Origin of the sequence: Aureivirga sp. CE67 (assembly GCF_015767245.1) — a bacterium.
Lineage (GTDB): Bacteria > Bacteroidota > Bacteroidia > Flavobacteriales > Flavobacteriaceae > Aureivirga.
The window spans coordinates 43,979-65,393 of the sequence record NZ_JADOTV010000023.1; the positions used below are offsets into that span (position 1 = coordinate 43,979).

The 21,415-nt window shown below is 29.4% G+C and carries 17 protein-coding genes; 7 read left to right on the forward strand and 10 right to left on the reverse strand.

Annotation, left to right across the window (positions count from 1 at the left end):
- The first annotated feature begins 104 nt into the window (after nt 1-104).
- The 6 genes from I0K12_RS18935 to I0K12_RS18960 all read left to right on the forward strand — a co-directional run bounded on the left by I0K12_RS18935 (nt 105) and on the right by I0K12_RS18960 (nt 5,533).
- Nucleotides 105-1,001, forward strand: coding sequence for a tetratricopeptide repeat protein (locus I0K12_RS18935; RefSeq protein WP_196889719.1), 897 nt, complete (start codon nt 105-107; stop codon nt 999-1,001).
- 9 nt (nt 1,002-1,010) lie between these two features.
- A complete protein-coding gene (locus I0K12_RS18940; RefSeq protein WP_196889720.1) occupies nt 1,011-1,790 on the forward strand; it encodes a hypothetical protein in 780 nt (259 codons plus the stop codon).
- Nucleotides 1,791-1,820: 30 nt separating this feature from the next.
- A complete protein-coding gene (locus I0K12_RS18945) occupies nt 1,821-2,684 on the forward strand; it encodes a hypothetical protein (protein WP_196889721.1) in 864 nt (287 codons plus the stop codon).
- Nucleotides 2,685-2,694: 10 nt separating this feature from the next.
- Nucleotides 2,695-3,135 carry a hypothetical protein gene (locus tag I0K12_RS18950; RefSeq protein ID WP_196889722.1) on the forward strand — a complete coding sequence of 147 codons (441 nt, stop codon included), beginning with the start codon at nt 2,695-2,697 and terminating at the stop codon, nt 3,133-3,135.
- Nucleotides 3,136-3,180: 45 nt separating this feature from the next.
- On the forward strand, nt 3,181-4,221 hold the full coding sequence (locus tag I0K12_RS18955) for an SUMF1/EgtB/PvdO family nonheme iron enzyme (RefSeq protein ID WP_196889723.1): 1,041 nt from the start codon (nt 3,181-3,183) through the stop codon (nt 4,219-4,221).
- A 61-nt stretch (nt 4,222-4,282) separates the two neighbouring features.
- Entirely contained in the window at nt 4,283-5,533 is a 1,251-nt protein-coding gene (locus I0K12_RS18960) for a hypothetical protein (protein WP_196889724.1), read from the forward strand.
- A 99-nt stretch (nt 5,534-5,632) separates the two neighbouring features.
- Here I0K12_RS18960 and I0K12_RS18965 read toward each other — a convergent pair whose 3' ends face one another.
- From I0K12_RS18965 to I0K12_RS19010, 10 genes are all read right to left on the reverse strand, one after another.
- A complete protein-coding gene (locus I0K12_RS18965; RefSeq protein WP_196889725.1) occupies nt 5,633-6,040 on the reverse strand; it encodes a hypothetical protein in 408 nt (135 codons plus the stop codon).
- Nucleotides 6,041-6,091: 51 nt separating this feature from the next.
- Complete coding sequence (locus I0K12_RS18970) at nt 6,092-6,631, reverse strand: Crp/Fnr family transcriptional regulator (protein WP_196889726.1); 540 nt, start codon at nt 6,629-6,631, stop codon at nt 6,092-6,094.
- A 54-nt stretch (nt 6,632-6,685) separates the two neighbouring features.
- Nucleotides 6,686-7,090 carry a hypothetical protein gene (locus tag I0K12_RS18975; RefSeq protein ID WP_196889727.1) on the reverse strand — a complete coding sequence of 135 codons (405 nt, stop codon included), beginning with the start codon at nt 7,088-7,090 and terminating at the stop codon, nt 6,686-6,688.
- A gap of 157 nt (nt 7,091-7,247) precedes the next feature.
- Nucleotides 7,248-7,727, reverse strand: a complete 480-nt coding sequence (locus I0K12_RS18980; protein ID WP_196889728.1) for a sporulation protein — start codon at nt 7,725-7,727, stop codon at nt 7,248-7,250.
- An 88-nt stretch (nt 7,728-7,815) separates the two neighbouring features.
- Nucleotides 7,816-8,868, reverse strand: coding sequence for a glycoside hydrolase family 113 (locus I0K12_RS18985; protein ID WP_196889729.1), 1,053 nt, complete (start codon nt 8,866-8,868; stop codon nt 7,816-7,818).
- 85 nt (nt 8,869-8,953) lie between these two features.
- Entirely contained in the window at nt 8,954-9,145 is a 192-nt protein-coding gene (locus I0K12_RS18990; RefSeq protein WP_196889730.1) for a hypothetical protein, read from the reverse strand.
- The gene (locus I0K12_RS18995) at nt 9,138-11,453 is read right to left on the reverse strand and encodes an FdhF/YdeP family oxidoreductase (protein ID WP_196889731.1); all 2,316 of its coding nucleotides are present in this window, start codon (nt 11,451-11,453) and stop codon (nt 9,138-9,140) included. The genes I0K12_RS18990 and I0K12_RS18995 overlap by 8 nt, the downstream gene beginning before the upstream one ends.
- A 7-nt stretch (nt 11,454-11,460) precedes the next feature.
- Nucleotides 11,461-12,255, reverse strand: a complete 795-nt coding sequence (fdhD, locus tag I0K12_RS19000; protein WP_196889732.1) for a formate dehydrogenase accessory sulfurtransferase FdhD — start codon at nt 12,253-12,255, stop codon at nt 11,461-11,463.
- Between the two features lie 322 nt (nt 12,256-12,577).
- Nucleotides 12,578-13,750: a class I SAM-dependent methyltransferase gene (locus I0K12_RS19005; RefSeq protein WP_196889733.1), complete on the reverse strand. Its 1,173-nt coding sequence runs from the start codon at nt 13,748-13,750 to the stop codon at nt 12,578-12,580.
- A gap of 231 nt (nt 13,751-13,981) precedes the next feature.
- Complete coding sequence (locus tag I0K12_RS19010; protein ID WP_196889734.1) at nt 13,982-15,067, reverse strand: AI-2E family transporter; 1,086 nt, start codon at nt 15,065-15,067, stop codon at nt 13,982-13,984.
- A gap of 315 nt (nt 15,068-15,382) precedes the next feature.
- Between I0K12_RS19010 and I0K12_RS19015 the strand changes: the two genes are divergently transcribed.
- Nucleotides 15,383-21,415, forward strand: a 6,033-nt coding sequence (locus tag I0K12_RS19015) for a DUF6923 family protein (protein WP_196889735.1), incomplete at its 3' end; no start/stop codon positions are given.

The window sequence follows — 21,415 nt, forward strand, 5'->3', positions numbered from 1 at the left end:
TTTTAGAGAAGCTAGAGATATGATTTAGATTAAACAAATTTTCTTATTAGATTTCGAATATGATATAGTTTGAAAAAAACTATTTAACTAAAAATAAAATCAAAATGAAAAAATTACTATTATTTGCTGTATCAATTTTGTCAGCGCAATTTTTATTTGCTCAAAATTATCAAGAAGAATTTTCTAAATATTTTAAAGAAAAAGATACTGTTAATCAGTTGAAAGTTCTGCAAAATTGGGAAAAAGAAAATCCGAAAGATCCGGAGCTTTACACACATTATTTTAATTATTATTTATTCAAAAAAAGACAAGAAGTTCTTTCGCTAGAATCAGGAGGTAATGGAAAAGAAGGACTTGCTATAGTTGATTCTTTAAAAAATCAGGTAGGTTTTATAGGAAGTAGAGTTTTGTATGATTCTTCAGATTTTGATAAAGCAATACATAAAATTAATGAAGGAATTAAATTGTATCCGAATAGATTGGATATGACTTTTGGTAAAATTCACTCTTTGAGTGAAGTAGAAAACTGGAGAGATTTTACAGATGAAATTATCAAGATTGTGAAATATTCATCTAAAAATAATAATGAATGGACTTGGACAAATAATGAAAAAGTAGAAAATGGAAAAGATATGCTTTTATCTTCCATACAGTCTTATCAAAATATGTTGTTCAATACAGAAAGAGATGATTTATTGCTGAATATGAGAGAAATTTCTGAAGAGATTTTAAAATATTATCCAAATCATATAGAGAGTTTATCAAATATAGCAGTTTCGTACATGTTTGCTGGAAAATTTGATGAAGGATTGCCTTATTTGTTTAAAGCAGAGAAAATCAATCCTGATGATATTGTTATTTTGAACAATATTGCACATATCTATAAGAATATAAATGACAAAAAAAATGCGATAAAATATTATGAAAAAGCATTTTCAAAAGCAAACACAGAAGATGATAAAGTTTATTTCAAAGAACAGATAGACTTATTAAAGAAATAAAATAAAAAAATGCAGATTAAACTTAGTAAAAGCACGAAACGACATATAGTTTTTAGAAATAAATATATTTATCTAACAATTTTTATACTATTATTTTCTATTTATAAAACGTTTGTAGCTTATCAAGATGTAGATTTTAAAGCAGGATATTATTTAGATGAAAATTCAAAAAGAACAAAGGCAGAAGTTTTAGAAACTTATCTAACCGATAATATCTTTTTTCTACAAAGTGATTATACAAAATATGAATATTATTATAATGTAAATGGAAAAGACTATGTCTGGACTTCGTTTACGACAATGTTTAGACGACAAAAAAAAGGAGATGAAATTTTGATTGAATATAATTCAGATTATCCTGAAATTTCTAGAATTGTTGGGATGACCAATTCTCCTTCAAAAGTTGTTTTTGTTGGTTTTATCTTCATGATTTTTTTGTCTATTCTTCTTTTCTATTATCAGATAAAAGATGGTATTGCAGATTATCATAAATATAAAAAATGGCATATTACAAAGGCAACACTAGTAAAATATAAAAAAGAAAAGATATTATCTTCAGAGGAGAATGAAAAATTATATGAATATTATGAAATGACTTTTAGTTTTAAAATTGAAGATGAAAAATATATTATAGAAATGATGAAATATTTTGCAGGAAATTATTTGAGTGATTTGAATCAATATGTAATATATAATCCAGAAAATCATAAAGAACATATGATGTTAGATGATATAGGTAGGGTGCTTTCATTTCATATAAAGGAAGATAATGGTTTAGAAATGTATTAATTAGGTGTTTAAGTTTAATGATAAAAAAATATGAAATTAAAAATTGCTTTTTTACTGTTTTATTGTTCTTTGAGTTTGTTTGCTCAAAGTGAAGATGAATATGTGAATTCATCAGAAGATAAATATTTTACATTAGCTGATCCAGTTATTCCTGATGTAAATGATTTTAAAAAGGATACTACAGAAAAAGCTTTTGATTGGTATTTTTTCAGTGATCAAAATAGATGTTTTGAAGATGTTGAGCAGAGATTAATTAGTTATGCTAAAAAAGAAGATATAAATGAATGGATGTATAATATGAATTTAAATCTTCCAGATTCGGTATTTATAAAGTTAACACCAAAAGAATATTTTGTATTTGCAACTCAGTTCCCAGAAAATCATTATTCTAGACAGTCTTGTTTTGTGAATAAAAGTGATGATAAAAAAGTATTTAAGGTTAATAAAACTAAAATTCTACCATATTTAGAACATTCTGATGATGTTTTTTTAATAAGTGAAAGACAGTCTGAAATGCTCAATAAGTATAGAGATAATACTGTTTTTTATTTAAAAGAATGTTTAGAAAATAAAAAAAATATTAGTAATGAGTTTCGTAGACTTATTCTTAAAATAGAATGTTTTGAGATAATACCAAAACTGATAGAAATATTAAAAAAGCAAAAAAAGCCAAATGTTGATCAAGATATTTTAACGCTTTTTTGTCTTTTGATGAAAGATGACTACAAACCTTTTAAAGAATCTCAGATTTACAAAGATTTGTATGTTATAGACGATTCAGTAGAATTCAATAAAAGAACTTTAAGAGATAGAACAATTCCTTTTACTTGGAAAAATTATAATCAGATTGTGAAATTTGCAGAAGATTATTATCAGTTTAAAACTTCAAATTAAAAATTAAGATATGAAATTAAAAATTGCTTTTTTACTGTTTTATTGTTCTTTGGGTTTGTTTGCTCAAAGTGTAGATGAATATGTAAATAATTATTATAAAGAGACTAATAAAATTATTACTGAATCAGTATCAACTTATAAAAGTTGCTATCCTGAAATTGAAGAGAAAATCAAAAATTCTGAACGAGATACAATAGGATGGTACCTTATTGAAGAAGGAATACATTTAAGTGAAAAAGCTTTTCATAATTTAACTCCAAAAGAACATTTTGTTTATGCTCTTTTTATACCTGAATCTTTTAATCAATCCTGCTATATAAGTTTTTATCCTGAGAATAGATTTCAAAAAATAGTACCTTTTTTAAAGTCTATAAATTTTTCTTTTGTTACAAGTACACGACAATTAGAAAAGTTAAAAAAACATAAGGAGATTTCTATTGAATTGATATAAGAATGCTTTTTAAATAAAAATATATCTACAGAAAATCTAAAACATTTGATTGTAGATTTGGATGCATTTGAGTTAATACCAGATTTACTGAAAATTTCTGAAAATCAAAAAGAAAGGAAAGATCCTAATATAATGACTGTTTTATGTTTGCTAATGAAAAATGATTATAAACCTTTTAAAGAATCTCAGATTTACAAAGATTTATATGTTATAGATGATTCCGTAGAATTCAATAATAGAACTTTAAGAGATAGAACAATTCCTTTTACTTGGAAGAATTATAATCAGATTGTGAAATTTGCAGAAGATTATTATCAATATAAAATAAAATCTCCATCAAAATTTGTCAGAGTAGAAGGTGGGGAATATGAAATTGGAGAAAAAAATCATTCTCAAAATCCAGCTCGAAAAGTAAAGTTAGAACCTTTTGAAATAAGTAAATATGAAATTACCAATCGCGAATTTGGAATTTTTGTAGAAGAAACAGGATATGTGACTTTAGCAGAAAAGAGAGAAGATGCGATGGTTTTTAGAGTTGGTTTAAACGAGTTCGAATGGGTGAAAGATTCTACAGCATATTGGCGTTTTCCAAATGGAAAATCTCAAGGAGGGATTGAAGATAAAATGTCGCATCCTGTAACATGTATAAGTTATGTAGATGCAAAAATGTATTGTCAGTGGAGAGGAGTAGAGCTTCCAACGATAGAACAATGGGAAGTTGCATCGAGAGGAGGTTCAAAATTTCAATTCCAATATTTTGGAGAAAAAGGAGAAGAAATTTTCGAACATGGAAATATTTGGCGTGGTAAAAATCATCTTTTTGTAGATGAAAAAGAAGATGCTATTACAACTTCACCAGTTGGAAGTTATAAACCAAATCCAATCGGATTATATGATGTTTATGGAAATGTTTTTGAGTTTTGTTTAGATAAAGATGAATTCTTTTTTTCAAAAGAAATTATAAATACTAGAGGAGGTTCTTGGTGGTGTTCTATTTATGCTTGTGGTTTTTTTAATTCTATAGATTTGGGAACAGTCCATCGTGAAGCTTCTTTCTCTAATAATGGTTTTCGTGTAGTACGATGAAAATTATTGTTAGAAAATTTGATATAAATTATATTTTTGTAGAACATTAAAAAAATAAATTATGAAAAAGTACTTTTTAGTTTTACTTGTGTTAATTAGTAATAGTATTTATGCACAATTAGTTTATAAACGAAGTATCAATTGTTTAGAAGATTCTTTTAGAGTAAATAAAATGATTGGTTTAACATGTGGAAAATATAAAGATTATCATAAGGCTATAGAGTTTAAAAATGAGGAAGTTAAAAGAGATGATAATATTTCTGTTATGTCTATAAGTTTGTTTGAACATATGGTTAACGGAAAGAAAAAGTCTTATGAGTTCTTAGTTAAAAAATTAAATGAAAATAAAATTACTCAAAAAGAAGCTTTAGAAATAAAATATTGGATTGCGCTTGTAACAAAAGATGAGTTTTATTTTCGTAAATATAAAAAAGAGTATTTAGCCAAGTATCCAGAATCTTTATTCAATATAAAAATAGGAGCAAAAAGACACCTCGTAGAGATTGTTCCTTTTGGTTTTAAGAATTACGATACGATGAAAAAAGATTTAGAAAATGTAAAAGTACAAGTAGATTCGGTTTTGAAAATTAAAAAAATGAATCGGGAAGAAACTTTATATTTTAAATTACTGAAATTAGATTTGAAGAATGGACTTCTTTCTATGAAGATCTCTAAGAAAAATAAAAAAGCTTTAAAAAAAATAAATAAAAAATATTCTGATTTAATTTATAATTCTTATTATGATGTATTAATAAATGATTTATCAATTTCTAAAACATTTTTAGGAGTAAAACCTTTCTCATATGGGCCAAGTTTAGAAGATAAAGAAGATTGGAAAATATTTAAATCTTTTTTGGATGAAAACCCTTTATATAATGAGTTAGGTTCGAATGGATTGACAATTATAGATTATCCACAAACGGATACAGACGAAAAAAAAGATTATTTAGAAGCTGTTGAGGCTTTTAATTTTTTAATAAAAAAGTATCCAGAGATAAAATCCTTTAAAGAACATAAGTTTCATATTATAAGTGTTTTTGGGGATATTGAAGGAAAAGGAGAGCAAGTACATTGTTATAAAACTATAAGTTCATTTATAGATTTAGCTGAGGTAGATGCGAGTCATTCAATGGTTTATTCTGGTGGAGAGTTTGAATTTGAAAGTGATTATTATTTTCAAGATAGAATAAAAGAGCTTTCAGCTGTTCAAATTAAAGAATTATTGAAAAAGACTAATGAAAGTTTGAAAAGAGAGCCAGAACATCCTAATCTTATAAAATTAAGAGAGTTGCTTTTAAATTATAAAGAATAGATGATAGGTTTAAAATTTAGTAGCTAATTACAATCAAACTTTAACAAGAATAAGATTTTATAAAAAATGTATTAAATCTTATTCTTGTTACTTTGATATTTAATAAATTAAATCAGGTTCAATAAAAGAAGTTTTCGCCAAATCATTTTTGAAAACATCAAAACTATAATGATTATTAATTAAGTTTTTGAAATCAGTATTTAATTCAGGGTTTTGATTTATGAAGTTTTTGAAATCAAGATTTTCTTTATTTTCAATTAGTTTATGAATAATCCTCATAGCTATAATAGTAACAGTATGATTATATTTTGAGGTTGCTCCAAGAAAAACAGTTAAGTTTTTAAGTTGAAATGTGTATTTGTTTTTAGCTTCTTCTAAACCATATTTTTTAATATAAATCCAAGCTAAACGAATATGAGCTTCATGACTAAATATTTTTGGATCTATAGTGCAGTTTGAGAATTGATTTTCAAACTCTTGATCTGATAATTGATAATGTGAATTCATGTTTTAAATTTCAAATAATAAACACAAAATTAAATTAGAAAATTAAAGAGTTCATTTACATTTGTTGATAAATTCTTTTCGAATCCTACTAAGCTGAGTTGGTGTAATACCTAAGTATTGTGCAATATAATAATGAGGAATTCGATTTAATAAACCTGGATAATCATCTAAAAAATGTTTGTATTTGTCTAGTGCATTCAAATTTAAAAGAGATACTAATCTTGTCTGAAGTTGATTGTTTAACTTTTGAAATTCATTAGTGATTATTTTTGTTATTTCTCTATTTTTATTTACCTGTGACATGACTTCTGAATAATTTGCAACAGAAATTTCACAATCACTCAAAGCCTCGATAGACATAGAAATATTTACATTAGGAATATAACTTCCTACAATCATATCTCCTTCTTGATAAAAATGAGTTGTAATTTCTTCTCCATCATTGTTATAAACGAATCCTCTTAGAATTCCTTTCATCACTTTTCCAATTTTAATACAAGGTTCTCCTTGTTTTAAGAAAAATTCATTTTGTTTTAAAACATTAGTTTTATGTAAAGAATCATTTAATGTTTTGATTGGATAGCTTTTCATAATGAAAGGAATTTTTAGGAAACTAATTTTAAATTACTTTATCTCTAAGATACTTTAAAATTGATTAACAGCTTCCAATTTTTTTCCTGCTAAATAATAGCTAACAATAAATAAAATCATTGTAATTGATAATTTTACCACGAAAATGATACCTAAAGGATTTCCATTGATAAATGATATTAAATTAATAATTACAAGACCTAATAAAACTGGAACAGCAGTTAATAATCCAATAATTCTTCTTTCATATGGATTTTTTAAAGCCCAAATTAAAAGAAATGTCCAACTGAAAATGAATAAACCTCCAACAGAAGTATTTAGTTTTCCTTGTAAATCTAAAACAACTCCTTGACCAATTGTACTACTGTAAAGTGAAGGAATTAAAATTATAAATCCGATAATAGCATCTAATACAATTCCGATCCAATATGGTAGTTTAATTAATGTTTCTTTTTTCATTCTATATATGTTTTTAATTTGAGACAAAATTAGAATGAGAAAACTTCATTTTCGTTTACATTTGTTGATAAAGAGAAAATGAATGAAAAAATATGTATTTAAAAAAACAGCCCCCTGAATAGGAAGCTGTTTTAAAAATATATAATGTAAATAGATGTTATCTAATTTCAATTGCATTCCATCCTGAATCTGGATCATTTCCTGCACAGTCTACACCAGCATAAAATTCCCACTCGTGTCTTGCATGTACACCACGGTATGTTAAAGGAACATTGTGAGGAATCGGGCAATCATATTCGAAAGTATATTCTGTATTTGCTTCTAAAGTTTGCATTCCTGTTACTTCGTATGAATTTTTATAAGTTTCCGTAGATTTTCTGATAGTTTCTACATCTCTTTCTAATTCTCCATCTTCCATTTCGTACTCTACTTTTGAAACATCTACATATTCACTAGCACGAACTTTTAGATATAAGTGATTCATATTGATTTCACTATCTTTTACACGAACTTTGATTACTAAAGGTAAGCTTCCGTTGATTTTTGTATCTACATCCGGATTTAAATATATTCTTACATCAGCACTATTTCCTGTGATGAAATTCGCTGCTTTTTTGATTGAGTCAAATAATCCCATTTTTTTGTGTATTTTGTTAAATTTTCACACAAATATAGAGAAATATTAAATTTAAATCAAAATTATAAATATTTAATTATCAATATGTTTAATTTTTGTAAACGTTTTTTATAATTTCTTCAACAGGCTTATTATTAACAATCCAAGTAGTTTTGTTTTCATCTGGAATAGAACCAAAATACCATTCCCAGAAAAAACCGCCATGCATCCAATCTTCTTCCCAAAAAGTATTATAAAAGCCTATATAACCATTATTTTGTGCTTCAAAATTTACATTGTCAGAAAATTCTGGAAGTTCCCAATGTTTCCATGCAGCATAATCAATACTACGAAAACCATATTCTGTAAACAAAACAGGTTTTTGGTACGTACAGCTAAATTCTTGTAATTTTTCCTTTACCGGTGCATAACCTTTTTCTACATCTTCCACAGAAGGTGTTTTTTTATTAATCAACGGAAAATAAGAATTCACTCCAATGTAATCTAAATCTCCCCAAAATTCTACGTGAGAAAACTCATCCCAGTTAGAGCTATAAGTAAGTTTTAAATTCGGAAAATCCGTTTTAATTCGTTTTGCCAATCTAGAAAAAAAAGCAGGTCTTCTTCTAGAAAATTCTTTTAATTCATTTCCAATAGATAAAAGTTTAAATTCTGGATAAATAACAGAAAGCTCAGCAAAACCATAATAAAATTCTTCATATGCAGCTTCTATTTCTTCCCATTCTTCTTCTGATTTTACATGAAAATCGACCCAATAATGACCTCCATCAACAGACCAAAAAGCTGTCAATGGTTTGATCATAATATTTTCAATTCCGTTTAGTCGAACATTTTTGATAATTTCATGCATTTTATAAACTTCATCATGTGTCGGAAATTTATAAGGTTTTGAAGGTGTATTTTCTCCCGATTTATTTATGCTGATAAGTGGAGTAAGTGCAATCCAATTTGCGTTTGTTTTTTCTTTCAGTTGTAAATTATAAAATGCATCTGCTAGTTGCCAAGTTTGTAAAATAGAACCACCTTTGATTTTTTCTTCAACTATTTCAACACTATTTTCACAAGGATCCGGAAGAGTAGGAATTTCTTTTTCACAAGAAAAAATAAAAAACAAAGGGATAATGAGTAAAAGTTTTTTCATAGCGAGATTAAATTTTACCCAAAAATAATAAAAAAAGGTTATCTCAATGAAGAAATAACCTTTTGTAAAATATGTTTCTAAAAGCTTAGAAAGTATTTAATAGACCAAAAAGAATAATGACGAATCCAAGGATTTTCATCAATTTTCCATTTTGTTGATACCATTCTTCCTCTAACTTTTTATTGTTTCTTTTTTTAAATGGATTAATTACTTTGAAAGCAACTAAAAGGATAATTCCACCTAAAATGATATTTACAATTCCTAAAAGACTAAGCATATTTATTATTTCCAGTTTTATGAATTGTCATAATAATAGTTTTCGAAGTAGGAGTATTACTAATATCCGCTTTACTTCTAATCGGTACTAAAACATTCGTTTCAGGGAAATATGTTGCAGTACATCTTCTTGGAATCGAACAAGGAATTACTAAGAATTTATGTGCTTCACGAACTTCTCCGTGGAAGTGACTTTTTAAATCTACTTCGTCTAATTTCTTTAATCCCATTTCTTGCATGTCTTCCATATTCATGAAAACCACACGTCTTTCATGTAAAACTCCACGATAACGATCATCTAAACCATAAATTGTCGTATTGTATTGATCATGTGTTCTGATAGTCATCATCAAGAATTGATCTTTTTCTAAAACAATTTCAGATGGTTTATTGATTGTGAAGTTCGCTTTTCCAGTATGTGTTGGTTTGAAGTCTTTTGCTCTCGCATTATTTGGTAAATAGAATCCACCTTTGATACGAACTCTTTCATTATAATTTTCAAAACCAGGAATTGTTGCTTCAATTTTATTACGAATTAAATCATAATTAGAAACTAATTTGCTCCATTCTACTTTTGAATCTTTAAGTGTAGCTTCCGCCAATCCAGCAACAATTGCAGGTTCACTTAATAATTGATCTGAAAGAGGTTTTAAATCTCCATGCGATTGGTGTACAACTCCCATAGAATTTTCAACAGAAACAAATTGCGATCCACTTTCTTGCATGTCTTTTTCAGTTCTTCCAATACAAGGTAAAATCAATGCTTCTTTTCCATGAATTAGGTGCGAACGATTTAATTTTGTAGAAACATGTACTGTTAAATTACATTTTCTTAAAGCATCTCCGGTAAACTCTGTATCTGGAGTTGCAGAAATAAAGTTTCCACCCATTCCGAAGAAAACTTTTGCTTTATTTTCATGCATAGCTTCAATTGCCTCTACAACATCATAACCATGCTTTCTTGGCGCAGTGAAACCAAATTCTTTATCTAAATTCGCTAAGAAACCTTCTTTTGGTTTTTCCCAAATTCCCATCGTTCTGTCTCCCTGAACATTTGAGTGACCACGAACAGGGCAGGTTCCAGCTCCTTTTTTTCCAATACTTCCTTTTAATAAAAGTAAATTCACAACCTCACGAATATTATCTACTCCGTTTTTATGTTGTGTTAATCCCATTGCCCAACAAATGATGATGTTTTTATTTTCTAAAACCATTTGTGCAGCCTCACGGATTTTTGCTTCTTCAATTCCAGTTTGTGGAACTAATTCTTCGAAAGAATATTTCTTTAAATCTGAAATGAAATCTTCATACCCTTTTGTGTGTTCTTCAATGAATTTATGATCGAAAACAGTTCCAGGGTTTTTTTCTTCTTCCTCTAAAAGTAAAAGCATGATTGCTTTCAATAAAGCAACATCTCCATTAATTTTTACTTGTAAATATAAATCTGTCAAATGTGTTCCATCTCCAAACCAGTTTAATGGATTTTGAGGATCTGTAAAGTTGATTAATCCAACTTCCTCTAAAGGATTCACAGACATGATTTTTCCACCATTTTTCTTAGTTTCTTTTAAAGCACTAAGCATTCTTGGGTGATTTGTTCCAGGATTTTGCCCCATAACAATCACTAAATCTGCATGGTTAAAATCATCTAAAGTAACCGAACCTTTCCCTATTCCTAAAGTTTCAGAAAGTCCAGCTCCACTAGATTCATGACACATATTAGAACAATCAGGAAGATTGTTTGTCCCAAATTGACGAACGAATAATTGATAAAGAAAAGCCGCTTCGTTACTAGTTCTTCCAGAAGTATAGAAAATTGCCTCATCTGGAGAATTTAAACTGTTTAATTCTTTTCCGATTAATTGGAAAGCATCCTTCCAAGAAATTTCTTCATAGTTTGAAGCCCCTTCTTTTAAATACATCGGATGTGTAATTCTTCCTTTTTTTCCTAATTCATAATCTGATAATTCAGAAAGAGATTCTACAGTATGTGTAGCGAAAAACATTGGAGTTACACGTTCTTTTGTAGCTTCTTCCGCAACAGCTTTTGCTCCATTCTCACAATATTCTGCTAAGAAAGCTCTCTTTTCATCTGGATCAGGCCAAGCACATCCTGGGCAATCAAAACCATCTTTTTGGTTTAATTTTGCTAAAAGTTCAATTCCTTTTACAACACCAACTTCATCTTTGATATGAGTTAATGCTGATTTTACTGCTTTTACTCCAGCAGCAGTTTTAGGAACTTTTGTGAATTCTATACCTGTATATTCCTCAGGTGGTTGTGCATGTGGTTTATTTTTGTCGCTCATCTTTGGGTTAAAATTTTATATGGTTTGGAGTTGCATAAATAGTTAGTTTTTCGTCTCTTGTAAATCCAATCAGACAAATTCCGAATTCTTTTGCATAATCAACAGCAAGAGAAGAACAAGCAGAAACTGCTATAATTACAGGAATTTTAGCTATAAAAGCTTTGGAAATAATTTCATAAGAAACTCGACCACTAACTAAAAGGTAGTTTGCTTCTTTCAAGTTTTGATTTTCAATTAAAGAACCAACTGCTTTATCAACAGCATTGTGTCTACCAATATCCTCGCGAATCGTGATTAGTTCTTTATTTTTATTAAAAATCGAAGCAGCATGACTTCCACCAGTGTTTTTAAATAATAGTTGTTTTTCTCCCATTTCATCAAACATCTCCTTGATTTTAGACGCATTCAGAGTTTGTTTAATGTTTAGAGAATTTCCTTTTAAAGTTATATCGTCAAGTTTTTGTTTTCCACAAATTCCACAAGAAGAAACTGATAGTAAAGTTCTTTTATTTAAATACCCTTTTCCAAGTTTTTCTTTAGGGACAATGACGTCATAAACCGAAAATCCGTTGTCTTCTTCAGAAACCAAACGAATCTCCAATTTTTCTTTCTTTTTATAAATATCTTCAGCATACAGCAATCCTCGTATCAAATCTTCATCATGATCTGGTGTTCGCATTACAACAGTATAAGGTTCTCCGTTAATATTAATTTGAAGTGCAGCCTCGATGACTAAGTTGTCTTGAACAAGTTTATTGCTAGTTGCTGTTACCTTTATTCCTTCGTAAGTTGAAGTTTGCATGTAAACTTATTTTAGCACGTAAATTTAAGAAAAATCTTATTATCAAATGTTAACTAAAAAATGATTTGTAAAAGGACGAAATAAATACGTAATTATTACGTCTATTGCTAATAATTAACAGTTTTTATAGGGAGTTTTAACTTCTAGTTTTAATAATTAAAAGTTAACGGAAAATATAACAGTTTATTAGGTTAATCTTTTCCAAAACTGAAAGTTCATTACTTATTAAAGTTATAATTTAGTAGTCCAATACATAAAAATACCGAGAGGTATAAGTAGACGACCCCATAACGTTTTACTTGATAAGCTAGAGAATTTATCTCTAGCTTATTTTTTTACATACTAAAATACAAGGTTTTTCATTTAGGTCTGTAGTGAAAAATAAATAGGTATTTCCACCATCTTTGATTCCTGTTTTTTTACGTATTTGTGCTACCGTTTCTGGGAAATTTCTTGTCGTGATGTTTGCTTTTTTTTCTGGTAAAAGTTTTTTCAATACCTTTTTTTGATAAGGAATAATTTGCTCAATCTCAAAAGTTCTACCAGGAAAATCAATCAGCTTATCAGATGTGTAAAGATGACTGTTTTGGTGTAATTTATCTAAAGAAAGTTGCTCACTGATTTGTTTAAATCCACCAGATTTTAGGATAGCCGTATTTGGTTCGTATAAATATTTTTTAGGTAAATCATAAATTGCAAAAGCTTCTTTTTCCCAATTAAAATCAAAATATTCATTTCCTTTTTTAGTTAGGTTTATTGTTTTTATTTCTAAAGAAGTTTCTTTTTTCTCCAAAATAAAAAGTAATTCTTTTACTTCATTTTCTAAAGCTACAATATGAATTTCGGTAACATATTGAAGTTCATTTATTGCACTTTGTAAATCTAAAATAGGAGAAGTTTTGATTAAAATTTTATCCGAATGTTCGAAAAGTAAATCTAAATTTTCTGGAACATTTGGAAGACAATCGGCTAATAAGAAAACTTTTCCTTTAGCATCATTTCTACGAGATGGGTCGATGTAAATCCAATCGAATTTTAGAGCGGTTTTTAAATATTCTAAACTATCCTGATTTATTGTTTGAATATTGCTTGCTTTTAAAACTTTAAAATTATGTGTTACAATTTCTGAAAGTTCTGAATTCAATTCGCAATGAAAAACATTTTTACATTTTTTTGAAAAATAATAACAATCAATTCCAAAACCACCAGTTAAGTCAATAATTGAATCACCTGAAACCAGGTTTGCTTTGTATTCTGCTGTTTTTTCAGAAGAACTTTGTTCTAGATTCAATTTGTTTGGAAAAATGATATTTTCAGTTTCAAACCAAATAGGGATTTTTGTTTTTGCTTTTTTCTTACAAATAATTTGATTTACAATTTCTTGCATCGTCACGTTTTCAAACGGACTTTTCTTGAAAATCAGTTTTTTTGTGTCTTGGTTTAAATTGTCTTGAATAAACTTCTGAATATCAGTTTGTAAAAATGTTGTTTTCAATATTTATATTTAAAAAGTTTTCTACTGCAAAAATACAGTTAAATTATTAAGTTAAATAGAAATTGCTTTTAAAAAAGAAACTCCCCTGAAAATTGGAGAGTTTCTTTTGATGTGTTTTCGGCTTAGGGATTGGAGCGGCATCCTTTTTTGCTTTTCTTCATTCTGCTGCTTTAGCAAAAAAGATATAGCGGAAAGCCCGACCTGTTCTTTGGAACAGGGAAGCTCCAAAATTTAAATATCTTTTGTTAGTTTTTTTACGATTTTGTTTTCGGATAAAAATTCTTTTAAAATTACTTTGATTGCTGTGTAAGTTGGTACTGCAACGACCATTCCTACAACTCCGAAAAGAATTCCTCCGATGATGATGATTAGGAAAATTTCCAATGGATGTGAGCGTACACTGTTAGAGAAAATCAGTGGTTGGCTTAGGAAATTATCGATTAATTGTGCAAATAAATAACCTGTAAGAACGTAAAGTGTTTTTGGTAAAATTACAGTGTTGAAATCTAAACCGATAAAACTACTCATCGTTAAGAAAATCATTAAAATTCCTCCGATAAGCGGACCGATGTAAGGTACAAGGTTAAGAATTGCACAAAGAACGGCGATAACAAAGGCATTTTCGACTCCAAAAATTAGTAGTGTTGTGGTGTAAATCACAAAAAGTATGGAGATCTGAAAAACTAACCCTATGAAATATCTCGAAAGTAAATTTTTAATGGTATTTAATGATTTCTGTAGTTTTAATTTGCTTTTATCATTGACTAATACAAAAATAGATTCGGTCATGATGGAACTGTCTTTCATAAAGAAAAATGCAATGAAAATAACAGAGAAAAGTCCGATACTAAAGTTTCCAATCGTTCCAATGATAGAGTTTATTAGGCTTGGAATGAATTTTATATTATTTACAACATCTACATTATTGTGGATTTCATCTAAAAGATTGATATTGATAGATTTGAAATATTCATTGATTTGACTTAATAGTCCTTCGATGTTTTTTTCAAACTGATTTATATCGAGGAGCGATAAATTTTGTCCCTGTTTGACAACTAATGGAATAAATAGGCTGATCAGTCCTGAAATTATGATGACAAAAATCAAAATTGTACAAATTACTGCTAGAGTATTTGGGAATTTTAATCTTCGTTTTAAAAATCTAATAATTGGGTAACCTATTAAGGATAAGACTGCTGCGATTGCAATATAAATGATGACGCTTTGGATTCGATATAAAAAGTATAAAAAAACGGCACTTCCAATAATAATTCCAAGCGATCTTAGAATTCCATTTGAGATGATTTTTGAATTCATTAAACTAAATTTTCGTTTTGATATTGTGAAATTAGTGTTTTTTCGATAAAGATTGTTAAAAATAGATAGAAAATACTATTAATTTCTTTCTTAAAGAGATGTTAAATTAATATCAATTATAGAGATTATTGTATCAGTTTTATTTTAACAGTTCTTTAATAGTTATAAAATAAGTTAAAAAAGATAAAAAGACTTCATGAATCTAATTGATTTATATAAATTTTAATAATCTATTACTCAGATTATCAGGCTTTTAATATATTTGATGTAGAAAGAATAAAATTTGTTTTAATAAAAAATTAAAAGTCCTTACGTATGAAAAGAAAATTACTTTTTCTCTTTTTCTTTTATGTTTTTGTTGCCTATTCCCAACAAAAAAAAGATGGAGATATTACTATTAACCAAGAAAATGTCTGTTTGAATCGATATACAAGAGTTGTATCTGATGTTTCAGCAGGAAGTAATCAAGTTACTGTAGAAGACATTTCACAATTAAATGATGATTATCACAGTTTTTTATCAGATGATGACCCTTTAACTACAGGGGTTGATGAAACAAGAAGATTTCAGGAAAACACTTTTAACTCTAATAATCTTGAATCAGGAGATTTAGTTTTATTATATCAAGCTCAAGGAGCTCTAATTAATACTACTGATACTTGGGATTATGGAAAAGTGACAGATTATAACAATTCAGGTACTTATGAATTTGCATATGTACTTGAAGTAAATGGAAACACAATAACTTTAAGTTGTGAACTTGAAAACTCATTTTTTGCTGCAAATTATACACAGTTAATACGTGTTCCACAATATAATAATATGATTGTGAATGTAGGAGCTTCTGTAGCAGCAAATCAATGGGGAAGTCCTAATTTTGGAGGTTCAGGTCCTTCAGCTGTAGAAAGAAGAAAAGGAGGAATCGTAGTCTTTCTTGCAGATAATTTAGAGAATAATGGAAGAATTCATGCTGATTTTTCTGGATTTAGAGGAGGAAGTATAGAAGATGATAATTATTCATATTTCAATTCAGGTTCATTTTTTACAACGTTTAGGCAAAAAGATTTAACATCAGCCAATGAAGGAAAGAAAACTGGAGCTGAGAAAGGAGAAAGTATTGCAGGTTATAGAAATGATTACGATGATTTAGAAGGAAGGTATGGACGTGGAGCACCAGCAAATGGTGGAGGTGGAGGAAACTCTCATAACGCCGGAGGAGGTGGAGGAGCCAATGGAGGTATTCCTGCCGATTGGTTTCGAGGTTCAGGTGTAATGAATGATTTTTCTGGAGATTCTGGTACCTGTGGAAATCCAGGTGCTTGGGCTTTAGATCCAGAATATATAGCATATGGAGGTTTAACAAATTCTTCAGGTGGAGGAAGAGGAGGATATTCTTACTCTACAGATTTAGATGGGCCTTGTTTTAACGGACCTTCTTATCCTAAAGATTATATAAGTCCTGGAAATCCGCCAAATAATTTTTTCTCTTCTTGGTCAGGAGATAGAAGAAAAGCAGTAGGAGGTCTTGGAGGGCATCCTGTAGTTACACAAAGTTATGATTATCAAATCTTCTTTGGAGGAGGAGGAGGAGCCGGTGATGGAAATAATAATGCCAATAGTGATGGAGGTGATGGAGGAGGAATTGTACTTCTTACAATTAAAAATGTAATCACTGGAAATGGAGAAATTTCTGCAACAGGACAAGATGGATATAGAACTAATGTTGGTTCTAATGGAAATGATGCTCCTGGAGGTGGAGGAGGTGGAGGAACCATCTTGATTCAAGCTCAAAATATTTCTAATTCTACATTTATAAATGCTTCTGGAGGAAAAGGAGGTAACCAATATATTAATCACAGTTCAGAGGCAGAAGGTCCTGGAGGTGGAGGAGGTGGAGGAGTGATCTCCATTTCAGCTAGTTCAGATCTTTCTACGAAATCAGTTTCAGGTGGTCAAAATGGTATTTCAGATTCTAATGCTGTTAAAGATGAATTTAGAGCAAATGGAGCTACAAGTGGAAATTTAGGAACTATCACAACGGTATCTATCAATTTTGATCAATTAGTTTGTACACTAGATATTGATACGCAAAAATCATATAATGTAATTGATTTTGATGGAAATGGCTTGGATGTTGGAGATATGTTAGAATACACCATTACAATAACAAATAATAGTGATGTTGTAATTAACGATATTAAACTTAAAGACTTGTTTCTTGATAATAATGGAAATCCTTTATTATTTTATTATAGCCCAGGGGATACATATTCTTCAGATTATTCAAATGCAGAAGTAACTGATGATATTGTTGATATAGCAAGTATAGCTATTGATGAGGTTATAACTTTTAATATGTATTATGAAATAACTCAAAGTGATATTGATGCAGGAGGTATTCAAAATAAAATAACTGTTGAAGGAGAGAGTTCAGGAGGTTATGATGTTTCTGATGATAGTGATGATACAGATGATACGGATGGAAATTCTGTAGACGATCCAACAGAAACAACTTTTAATCAAAACCCATCAATAGAATCTGAAAAAACATATACAATAACAGATAATGGAGATGGTGTAATTGGAGTTAATGATGTTATTAATTATTCAGTTGTTATTGTAAATACTGGAGATGTAACATTAACAAATGTTGATTTAACAGATACCCTAACGGATTTTGAAAATACTCATATTCCATTAAGTTTAACTTATAATACTTCCACTATGGGAAGTTCTGAAGGAGAACTTAAAGTTGGAGAGATGGCAACATATAACGCTACTCATACTATTACTCAAGCAGATTTTGATAGTGGAAGTTTAAATAATAGTGTTTTTGTAACAGGAACTTCACCGAAAAATGTAACTGTTGAAGATACAAGTGATGATGGAGATGATTTAGATGGGAATACAGTAGACGACCCTACAGAAACAATTTTTAGTCAAAATCCATCAATAGAAGCAGTAAAAACATATACAATAACAGATGATGGAGATGGTTTAATTGGAGTCAATGATGTTATAAATTATACTGTTGTTGTAGAAAATACTGGAGATGTAACATTAACAAATATTGATTTAACGGATACGTTAACAGATTTTGAAAATGTGAATACAACTTTAAGTTTAACTTATGTTTCTTCAACCATGGGAAGTTCTGAAGGAGAACTGAAAGTCGGAGAAGAAGCTACTTACAATGTTTCTTATACTATTGCCCAAGCAAGTTTTGATAGTGGAGGATTAAATAATAGTGTTTTTGTAACAGGAACATCACCAAAAAATGTAACTGTTGAGGATACAAGTGATGATGGAGATGATTTAGATGGAAATACAGAAGATGATCCAACATTAGTAGTTATGAATCAAGTTCCTTTTGATTGTCCACAAGCATTTTTTCAAGTTATAGTAGATCAGTTATTTCAATTAGATCCTGTTACTGGACAATATAATCCTGTTGGGCCTGCCGTAAGTTTTAGATATAATGCAATGGCTTATAATGAAGCAGATGATTTTTTATATGCCGTTGTAAGAGAGGCAGATCCTACAGATAAAGATTCTTATAATACTTTAGTAAAAAATAATGATATTGTTAGAATTGATAAAAATGGAAAAGCAAAACTTTATAATTCAATTACCAGTTCAAGTTTTAATTATTTAAATGCTGCAGATATTGCAAATAATATTTTATATGCACGTTCAGGAACGAATAATAATGTATATAAACTAGATTTAAGTAGTCCTACTGCTACTCCTATACAAATTGCAAATAACTTTGGAGGTGCTGATCTATCGATTATAAATAATGTAGCTTATGGTATGGGAGGTAATAGTCTATATAAACTGGAGAACTTATCAAGTTTAGATGGATCAAGTATTATATCAACAACTCAAACGCCAATTAGTCAATGTGATGGAAATGCAATTCCATCTGTTAAAGGTTATGGGGCTAGTTTTGTTGAAAATACAGATAAATTATATTTCTCATATAATGGAGAACTTGGAGGAAATGGAGAGTTGTTTTATATTGTTGATTATGATACTTCAAGCCCATGTGCTTTAAAATTAATTAATACAGAACAAACTTCACAAAATGATGGTGCAAGTTGTCCTTCAGCGATTGTTTTTCAATCAGATTTTGGAGATGCACCTGATTTAGCTCAAGGTACTGCAACGGGAGATTATAAAACACATTCTACAGATAATGGAGCAGAACATGTGCAATTTAATACTGGATTATATCTTGGTAGTACTGTAGATTATGAGTTAGAGGCTAGTCCGAATAATTCAGCAACTGGAGATAGTGATGATGCAGTTACAATTGGTTCAGTAGCGCTTCAAGATTATTTATTATTTAAAGGGAATACTTATAATTTAGATATACCTGTTAATAAAGACGCTTCTATAGAAAAAGCTTTTCTTTCAATTTGGATTGATTTTAATAGAAATGGAAATTTTGAGGATTCAAATGAGAAAGTTCAAGATGCTGTAGAGATTACTGCTGATGGACTTACGAATTTGAGTTTACCTTTAGATATACCGAATACAGCATTAAAAGGTGAAACTTTTATAAGAGTTAGGCTTTCTTCTTCTGAAAGTATGGAATCTATAAATGTTGCTCTAGATGGTGAGGTAGAGGATTATAGAGTGAATATTATTGAACCTTCTATTGAAATTACAAAAACAGTTCAAATTTCGGGAACTAAATTAGGAGATGTAATTGTTTATGATTTAACGATTGAAAATACTGGAAATATAGATTTAACTGATGTTGAGGTTCAGGATCCAAATGCAGATTCAGGTACTTTAATAATTCCAAGTTCTTTGGATTCAGATAATGATTTAGATATTGATGTTCTAAATGCAGGTCAAATTGTTACAGTATCAATTTCTCAAACAATAACTCAAGAACATTTAGATGCAGGAGAGATTTTAAATCAAGCGACTATAATTGGAGAAGATACAAATGGAGAAAATGTTAGTGATGTTTCGGATGACGGAGATGATACGGATGGAAACACGGAAGATGATCCAACAATTACTAAGTTAATTCAAGACCCTTCAATTGAAGTTATAAAAACAGTAACGAGTGATGTTTCGAACCTTGCCGTTGGAGATGTTGTAACCTATACAGTTTTAGTAAGCAATACTGGAAATGTTACTTTAGATAATGTTTCGATTGTCGATACTTTAACCGAATTAGATGGAACTTCAAATCCACAAACTTTAGCAAGTATTTTTGATTCTTCTTCTATGGGAAGTTTAGAAGGAATCTTGCAAGTAGGAGAAGTTACTACTTATACCGTTTCTTATACCGTAACGCAATCAGATATTGACAATGGAGGATTTGCGAATAGTGTTTTTGCAAGTGGAGATTCACCAGAAGATACAAAAGTGAATGACACTTCTGATGATAATGATGATGCGGATGGAAATACGGAAGATGATCCAACCGAAGTTACGATTTCAGAAGATCCTTCGATAGAAGTTATAAAAACGGTAACAAGTGATGTTTCAAATTTAGCAGTAGGAAATATTGTTACTTATACTGTTTTAGTAACTAATACCGGAAATGTTACTTTAGATAATGTTTCGATAGTGGATACTTTAACGGAATTAGATGGAGTAACGAATCCACAAACTTTAGCAAGTATTTTTGATTCTTCTTCTATGGGAAGTTTAGAAGGAATCTTGCAAGTAGGAGAAGTTGCTACTTATACCGTTTCTTATACCGTAACTCAATCAGATATTGACAATGGAGGATTTGCGAATAGTGTTTTTGCAAGTGGAGATTCTCCAGAAGATACTACGGTTGAAGATGTTTCGGATGATAATGATGATGCGGATGGAAATACGGAAGACGATCCAACCGAAGTTACGATTTCAGAAGACCCTTCGATAGAAGTTATAAAAACGGTAACGAATGATGTTTCAAACCTAGCAGTAGGAAGTGAAGTTACTTATACCGTTTTAGTAAGCAATACTGGAAATGTTACTTTAGATGATGTTTCGATTGTCGATACTTTAACTGAATTAGATGGAGTAACGAATCCACAAACTTTAGCAAGTATTTTCGATTCTTCTTCAATGGGAAGTTTAGAAGGGATCTTGCAAGTAGGAGAAGTTGCTACCTATACCGTTTCTTATACTGTAACCCAATCAGATATTGACAATGGAGGATTTGCGAATAGCGTTTTTGCAAGTGGAGATTCTCCAGAAGATACTACGGTTGAAGATGTTTCGGATGATAATGATGATACGGATGGAAACACGGAAGACGATCCAACTGAAGTTATAATTTCAGAAGATCCTTCGATAGAAGTTATAAAAACAGTAACGAGTGATGTTTCCAAC

Bases quoted from the DNA above. Each gene is read 5' to 3' on its own strand.
- I0K12_RS18995 (WP_196889731.1), bottom strand. From the start codon at position 11,453: ATGAGCGACAAAAATAAACCACATGCACAACCACCTGAGGAATATACA.
- I0K12_RS18990 (WP_196889730.1), bottom strand. From the start codon at position 9,145: ATGCTTAGTCTTTTAGGAATTGTAAATATCATTTTAGGTGGAATTATC.
- I0K12_RS18960 (WP_196889724.1), top strand. From the start codon at position 4,283: ATGAAAAAGTACTTTTTAGTTTTACTTGTGTTAATTAGTAATAGTATT.
- I0K12_RS18945 (WP_196889721.1), top strand. From the start codon at position 1,821: ATGAAATTAAAAATTGCTTTTTTACTGTTTTATTGTTCTTTGAGTTTG.
- I0K12_RS18985 (WP_196889729.1), bottom strand. From the start codon at position 8,868: ATGAAAAAACTTTTACTCATTATCCCTTTGTTTTTTATTTTTTCTTGT.
- I0K12_RS18965 (WP_196889725.1), bottom strand. From the start codon at position 6,040: ATGAATTCACATTATCAATTATCAGATCAAGAGTTTGAAAATCAATTC.
- I0K12_RS19010 (WP_196889734.1), bottom strand. From the start codon at position 15,067: ATGAATTCAAAAATCATCTCAAATGGAATTCTAAGATCGCTTGGAATT.
- I0K12_RS18975 (WP_196889727.1), bottom strand. From the start codon at position 7,090: ATGAAAAAAGAAACATTAATTAAACTACCATATTGGATCGGAATTGTA.
- I0K12_RS18935 (WP_196889719.1), top strand. From the start codon at position 105: ATGAAAAAATTACTATTATTTGCTGTATCAATTTTGTCAGCGCAATTT.
- I0K12_RS18980 (WP_196889728.1), bottom strand. From the start codon at position 7,727: ATGGGATTATTTGACTCAATCAAAAAAGCAGCGAATTTCATCACAGGA.
- I0K12_RS18940 (WP_196889720.1), top strand. From the start codon at position 1,011: ATGCAGATTAAACTTAGTAAAAGCACGAAACGACATATAGTTTTTAGA.
- I0K12_RS18970 (WP_196889726.1), bottom strand. From the start codon at position 6,631: ATGAAAAGCTATCCAATCAAAACATTAAATGATTCTTTACATAAAACT.
- fdhD (WP_196889732.1), bottom strand. From the start codon at position 12,255: ATGCAAACTTCAACTTACGAAGGAATAAAGGTAACAGCAACTAGCAAT.
- I0K12_RS18950 (WP_196889722.1), top strand. From the start codon at position 2,695: ATGAAATTAAAAATTGCTTTTTTACTGTTTTATTGTTCTTTGGGTTTG.